Source organism: Bradyrhizobium sp. 33ap4, assembly GCF_032654765.1.
In the GTDB taxonomy this organism is placed as follows: domain Bacteria; phylum Pseudomonadota; class Alphaproteobacteria; order Rhizobiales; family Xanthobacteraceae; genus Bradyrhizobium; species Bradyrhizobium australafricanum.
The window spans coordinates 22,233-28,475 of record NZ_JAUMTJ010000087.1; the positions used below are offsets into that span (position 1 = coordinate 22,233).

At 65.6% G+C, this 6,243-nt stretch carries 5 protein-coding genes; 3 read left to right on the forward strand and 2 right to left on the reverse strand.

Features of this window, described 5'->3' with window-relative positions:
• Nucleotides 1-111: 111 nt before the first annotated feature.
• Nucleotides 112-1,254 (reverse strand): type III PLP-dependent enzyme, encoded by a 1,143-nt coding sequence (locus tag Q2M23_RS39870; protein WP_229192892.1) that lies wholly within the window; start codon nt 1,252-1,254, stop codon nt 112-114.
• A gap of 671 nt (nt 1,255-1,925) precedes the next feature.
• On the reverse strand, nt 1,926-2,186 hold the full coding sequence (locus tag Q2M23_RS39875; protein WP_168857868.1) for a hypothetical protein: 261 nt from the start codon (nt 2,184-2,186) through the stop codon (nt 1,926-1,928).
• A 130-nt stretch (nt 2,187-2,316) separates the two neighbouring features.
• Between Q2M23_RS39875 and Q2M23_RS39880 the strand changes: the two genes are divergently transcribed.
• Genes Q2M23_RS39880 through Q2M23_RS39890 form a run of 3 tightly spaced genes read left to right on the forward strand, consistent with a single transcriptional unit; the run spans nt 2,317 to nt 6,162 of the window.
• Nucleotides 2,317-4,404, forward strand: coding sequence for a M3 family metallopeptidase (locus tag Q2M23_RS39880; protein WP_316398986.1), 2,088 nt, complete (start codon nt 2,317-2,319; stop codon nt 4,402-4,404).
• A gap of 13 nt (nt 4,405-4,417) precedes the next feature.
• Nucleotides 4,418-5,056: a DUF1007 family protein gene (locus Q2M23_RS39885; RefSeq protein WP_316398988.1), complete on the forward strand. Its 639-nt coding sequence runs from the start codon at nt 4,418-4,420 to the stop codon at nt 5,054-5,056.
• On the forward strand, nt 5,053-6,162 hold the full coding sequence (locus tag Q2M23_RS39890; RefSeq protein ID WP_316398987.1) for a nickel/cobalt transporter: 1,110 nt from the start codon (nt 5,053-5,055) through the stop codon (nt 6,160-6,162). The genes Q2M23_RS39885 and Q2M23_RS39890 overlap by 4 nt, the downstream gene beginning before the upstream one ends.
• Nucleotides 6,163-6,243: the final 81 nt, after the last annotated feature.

Consider the following 6,243-nt stretch of genomic DNA (forward strand, 5'->3'; position numbering starts at 1 on the left):
GCAACGGCATGTCGTACGCCGCGGCAAGCGTCGTTCAGGAAAATCAAAAATGATCGGGGAGGAGCCGGCGGGGCCGGCTCCCGGTTTATCGGGCCTCGAAAAGGAGGCGGGTCAGATGTGGTAGGTCTTCAGCGGCGGAATGCCGTTGAACGCCACCGACGAGTAGGTCGACGTATAGGCGCCGGTGCCTTCGATCAGCAGCTTGTCGCCGATCTCGAGCGTCACCGGGAGCGGATACGGCAGCTTCTCGTACAGCACGTCGGCGCTGTCGCAGGTCGGGCCCGCGAGCACGCACGGCGTCATGTCCGCCCCGTCATGCGGGGTGCGGATGGCGTAGCGGATCGACTCGTCCATCGTCTCGGCGAGACCGCCGAACTTGCCGATGTCGAGATAGACCCAGCGCACCTCGTCCTCGTCGCTCTTCTTCGAGATCAGAACGACTTCGGTCTCGATGATTCCAGCATTGCCGACCATGCCGCGGCCCGGCTCGATGATCGTCTCCGGAATCTGGTTGCCGAAATGCTTGCGCAGCGCGCGGAAGATCGACCGGCCATATTGCAGGACCGGAGGAACGTCCTTGAGGTACTTGGTCGGAAAGCCGCCGCCCATGTTGACCATGGTGAGGTTGATCCCGCGCTCGGCGCAGTCACGGAACACGGTCGACGCCATCGCGAGCGCGCGGTCCCACGCCTTCACCTTGCGCTGCTGCGAGCCGACATGGAACGAGATGCCGCACGGCTCCAGGCCCAGGCGCTTGGCGAGGTCGAGCACGTCGACCGCCATCTCCGGGTCGCAGCCGAACTTGCGCGACAGCGGCCACTCGGCGCCGGCGCAGTCATAGAGGATGCGGCAGAACACCTTGGCGCCGGGGGCGGCGCGGGCGATCTTCTCGACCTCGGCGGCGCAATCGACCGCGAACAGGCGAATGCCGAGCGCGAAGGCACGCGCGATGTCGCGCTCCTTCTTGATCGTGTTGCCATAGGAGATGCGGTCCGGCGTCGCACCGGCGGCCAGCGCCATCTCGATTTCCGCAACCGTCGCGGTGTCGAAGCAGGAGCCGAGCGAGGCCAGCAGCGACAGCACTTCGGGCGCCGGGTTGGCTTTCACCGCGTAGAACACGCGGCTGTCCGGCAGCGCCTTGGCGAAGGTCTGGTAGTTGTCGCGCACGACTTCGAGGTCGACGACGAGGCACGGCTCGGTGTCGAGACCATCCTGGCGGCGGTGGCGCAGGAATTCCTGGATACGTTCAGTCATGGCACTCTCCAACGGCCCCAGCGACGGGATCCGCATCAACGTGACGTCGGGTAAGAGCGCTTCGGCCACATCGCGCGATGGAGGCGCGTTGAGGCCAAGAGACTCAAACCAGACTGTGCTGCCGTGGATTGGTTGGGAGAGTTTCCCGCCCGATCACCTGGCAATGAAGGACAAGCCTTTTCAGTAGCCCGGGCCGGCGTTGGACCGCCGGTAGAGACCAAAAAAGCCCGATCCGTCGTTGCTTTAAGTCGCGTCCCCCGTTGAGAGCGGGGTGCGCCGGTTCGCCTCCGGCTGCCAGTCACGGTTGCAAAGAATGGTGAGACCTTCAACGGCATCCCTGGAGAGAGATGCTGGCCGCCTCGTGTCCTGATGGACGTAAGCGACCCTCGGTTCTTCCACCCCTTGGCGGCTGTCCGGCCTCTTGTCCGGATACCTACCGACTGACACACGACCACAGGCACGTGCGAAATTGGGCAAGGCAGGAAATAAGTCTTTTGACTTCGTGGCGCAAGAATTTTTTTGCGATAGCGGCAAATTTCCCTAACGCGTGCTTGCGATGTCGCGCGCAGCACGCGTCGGATGCGCTGAAGATGAACGGCTGTTAAGAATCACTAACGAAGCGTGTGTGCGTTTTAGCCCTGTGCCGCAGCGCTTTCTTGAATCGCTCAAGCTCACGCGCGACGCGTGAACGGCTCGACGCGCTGCGCTGCGCGGATGAAGGCGATCATGATCAGCACGCCGATGCCGAACAGCACCGCCTGCAGGATGTGCGCGGCGACGTCGTCGAGCCCGAGCAGAATCGCGAGCGCCCAGCCGCCGGCGAACGCCGCGCCGAACACTTCCGCGCCGATCAGGATCGCCGCCGAGATCACGGTGATGACGCTTGGCCAGGCGATGGTGCGGTTGCCTGAGTTGGAGGGCTGCATGGTCATGAAATAGGTCCTGTTCAGGGGGCGCAATCTCTCCGAAAAGTGCCCATCTATCAAGCGCAAAAGGCCCAAAAATGCCGTATCGCGTGATATAGATTGGGCAGCATTTTCAAGGCGAAAAACGGGACATTCGATGTCAGAAACCAGCGCAGACGCCAAGGCTCAGGCTCTTGCCAACCCCCTCCTGAAGGCATGGCGGACGCCGCTCGAGACGCCGCCGTTCGCCGAGATCAAGCCGGAGCATTTCCTCCCCGCTTTCGAGCAGGCTTTCGCCGATCATTCCGCGGAAGTGACTGCGATCACCCATGATCCGGCGCTGCCCGACTTCGACAACACCATCACCGCGCTGGAGCGCTCCGGCAAGCTGCTGTCGAAGGTCTCGGCGGTGTTCTACGACCTGGTCTCGGCGCATTCGAGCCCGGCGATCCTGGAGATCGACAAGGAGGTGTCGCCCCGGATGGCGCGGCACTGGAATCCGATCATGATGAACGCTGTGCTGTTTGGCCGCATCGCCATGCTGCACGAGAAGCGCGCCTCCCTCGGCCTGACCGGCGAGCAGATGCGGCTGCTGGAACGCACCTACACCCGCTTCCGCCGCTCCGGCGCAGGCCTCGACGATGCGGCAAAGGCCCGCATGGCCGAGATCAACGAGCGCCTCGCCCATCTCGGCACCTCGTTCAGCCATCATCTGCTCGGCGACGAACAGGAGTGGTTCATGGAGCTCGGCGAGGCCGACCGCGCCGGCCTCTCCGACACATTTGTGGCGGCTGCCAAGGCTGCGGCGGAAGAGCGCGGTTTGCAAGGCAAGGCGATCGTGACGCTGTCGCGCTCCTCGGTCGAGCCGTTCCTGCAGAGCTCGTCGCGGCGCGACCTGCGCGAGAAGGTCTACAAGGCCTTCACGGCGCGCGGCGACAATGGCAACGCCAACGACAACAACGCGACCATCGTGGAGATCCTCAGGCTGCGCGAGGAGACCGCCAAGATCCTGGGCTTCCCGACCTACGCCGCCTACCGCCTCGAGGATTCCATGGCCAAGACGCCGGAGGCCGTACGCGGCCTCCTGGAGCGGGTCTGGAAGCCGGCGCGAGCGCGGGCGCTCGCCGACCGCGACGCGCTGCAGGCGCTGATCGCGGAGGAGGGCGGCAATTTCACCCTGGCGTCCTGGGACTGGCGCTATTACGCTGAGAAGCTGCGCCAGCGCCGCGCCAATTTCGACGATTCCGCGATCAAGCCCTATCTGGTGCTCGACCACATGATCGAGGCCGCGTTCGACTGCGCTACCCGCCTGTTCGGCGTCACCTTCGAGGAGCGCAAGGATATCCCGGTGTGGCATCCGGATGTCCGGGTCTGGGAGGTCAGGGGCCGCGACGGCCAGCACAAGGCGCTGTTCTACGGCGATTACTTCGCGCGGCCCTCGAAGCGCTCCGGCGCCTGGATGACCTCGCTGCGCGACCAGCAGAAGCTCGACGGCGCCGTCGCGCCGCTGGTCATCAATGTCTGCAACTTCGCCAAGGGCGCCGATGGCGCGCCGTCGCTGCTGTCGCCCGACGACGCGCGGACCCTGTTCCACGAGTTCGGCCATGGCCTGCACGGCATGCTGTCCAACGTGACCTATCCGTCACTGTCCGGAACCAGCGTGTTCACCGACTTCGTCGAGCTGCCCTCGCAGCTCTATGAGCACTGGCAGGAGCGGCCCGAGGTGCTGCAGCGCTTCGCCCGCCACTACGAGACCGGGGAGGCACTGCCGGACGACCTGCTCAAGCGCTTCCTTGCCGCGCGCAAGTTCAACCAGGGCTTTGCCACCGTGGAGTTCGTCTCCTCTGCGCTGATCGACCTCGAATTCCACACCCAGCCGGCAGCGGCGAGCTGGGATGTCCGCGCCTTCGAACAGAAGGAGCTGGAGAAGATCGGCATGCCCGCCGAAATCTCGCTGCGGCACCGGCCGACGCAGTTCGGCCACATCTTCTCCGGCGACCACTATGCCTCCGGCTACTACAGCTACATGTGGTCGGAGGTGATGGATGCTGACGCCTTCGGCGCCTTCGAGGAGGCCGGCGACATCTTCGATCCCGCGACCGCCAAGCGGCTGCATGACGACATCTATTCGTCGGGCGGCTCGCGCGATCCGGAGGAGGCCTATGTCGCCTTCCGCGGCCGCGAGCCCGAGCCGGACGCGCTGCTGCGCCGTCGCGGCCTGCTCGAAACGCCTGAGGCGGCCTGAGGTGCGGCCGTCGTTGAACCGGCTGATCGGCTGGCTCGTGCTTGCGGTGTCCGTCGTGCTCGGCACGGCGGCCGCCGAGGCCCATCCGCATGTCTGGATCGTCGCCAGGAGCGAGCTGATCTACGCGCCCGACGGCACCATCACGGGGGTCCGGCACGCCTGGACGTTTGACGACATGTTCTCGACCTACGCGCTGCAGGGCATCGAGACCAAGGTGAAGGGCGCCTACAGCCGCGAGGAGCTGGCGCCGCTGGCGCAGACCAATGTCGAATCGCTGAAGGAATACGCCTACTTCACCTTCGCCAAGGGCGACGGCAAGAAGCAGAAATTCACTGAGCCGATCGACTATTTCCTCGAATACAAGGATTCGGCGCTGACGCTGCACTTCACCTTGCCGGTGAAGACGCCGTTCAAGGCCAGGCAGCTCTCGCTCGAAGTGTTCGACCCGACCTATTTCATCGACTTCCAGTATGCCGAGAAGGAGCCGGTCAAGCTGGTCGGCGCCGCGGCGAACTGCAAGATGCAGTTCGAGCGGCCGAATAGCGACGGCACCGCCGCCGCGCAGAAGCTCGGCGAGCAGACCTTTCTCGACGGCGGCAACGGCAATTTCGGCATGATGTTCGCCAACAAGGTCTCGGTGGAGTGCCCATGACGCCGATCGTCTCGCGCATGACGCGCGGCCTCGCCGTGTCCGCGGCCGTACTGACGGCGTTTGCGCTGCTCGATGGCGCCGTTCATGCGCTGCTGGCACAGAATCCGTTCGGCGCGCCGCGCGCGGCGGAGCCGCAGGGCGGGTTGGTCGGTTGGCTATTGGCGAAACAGTCGGAGTTTTACCGCGAGATCTCCCAGACCATCCGCGCCGCGAAATCCGACGGTTCGGCGGTCTGGACCCTGCTTGCGATCTCCTTTGCCTACGGGATTTTCCATGCCGCCGGCCCCGGCCACGGCAAGGCGGTGATCTCGTCCTACATGGTCGCCAATCGCGAGACCGCGCGGCGCGGCATCGCGCTGTCGTTCGCCTCGGCGCTCATGCAGTCGGTGGTCGCCGTTCTCATCGTGGGCATCTGTGCCTGGCTGCTCAACGCGACCGCGAAGACGATGTGCGGGGCGGAGAAGGCGATCGAGATCGCAAGCTACGCGCTGATCGCGGCGTTTGGCGCCCGGCTGGTCTGGGTCAAGGGCGGCAGCTTCTTCCGCGCCCTGCAGGCGCCGCGGCCGGCGCTGGCGATGGCCGGCGCGCATCATCACGACCACCATGATCACGATCACCACGACCACCGCCATGATCACCATCACCGTCACGCGCATGACGATCACGGGCATCATCATGATCACGATCACGGGCATGACGCGCAGCACGTCCATGACGAGCATTGCGGCCATTCGCACGGGCCGACGCCGGCCGAGCTCGCCGGTCCTGGCGGCTGGCGGCGGGGGCTCGGCGCGATCCTCACGGTCGGGATCCGGCCCTGCTCGGGCGCGATCCTGGTGCTGGTGTTCGCGCTGGCGCAGGGCCTGTTCTGGGCCGGCATCGCCGCGACCTTCGTGATGGGGCTCGGCACCGCCATCACGGTGGCCGCGATCGCGCTGGTCGCGGTGTCGGCGCGCGGCGTGGCGGAGCGGCTGAGCGCGGCGCGCGATGGCGGCGGCATGGTCATCATGCGCGGCCTGGAGTTCGCCGCCGCGGGCCTTGTGCTGCTGTTCGGGCTCGGGCTGCTGTTCGGCTATGTCGCGGCCGAACGGGCGACGTGCCTTTGAAGTCACCTCGCCCCGCTTGCGGCAGGGGTGTCCGGGGAATGATTCACTGTGTCGCGGTGCATGCTCGGCAGGACCGAGGCA